Below are 246 nucleotides of genomic sequence, written 5' to 3' on the forward strand. Positions count from 1 at the left end.
GCCACGCTCAATCGCAAGACGCTGAGCAGCGAGCCACGCGGCAAGGACACCCCGTTCCAGGAACTGCGCGGCAGCCTGGTGGTACGCAATGGCGTCGCCAGCAACCCGGATCTCAAGGCGCGCATCCCGGGCCTGACCGTCAACGGCCATGGTGACCTCGACCTGCGCGTGCTGGGCATGGACTACAACATCGGCGTAATCGTCGAAGGCGACCAGCGTGCCATGCCGGACCCGGCCTGCCAGGTC

1 protein-coding gene is annotated in these 246 nt (G+C 67.1%); it reads left to right on the forward strand.

Translation table 11 applies throughout. The features are described 5' to 3' along the window. Positions 1–246, forward strand: a 246-nt coding sequence (locus tag SB719_RS21930) for an AsmA-like C-terminal region-containing protein (RefSeq protein ID WP_412160000.1), incomplete at both ends; no start/stop codon positions are given.

Origin of the sequence: Pantoea sp. SIMBA_079 (genome assembly GCF_046940275.1) — a bacterium.
Classification (GTDB): domain Bacteria; phylum Pseudomonadota; class Gammaproteobacteria; order Enterobacterales; family Enterobacteriaceae; genus Pantoea; species Pantoea borealis.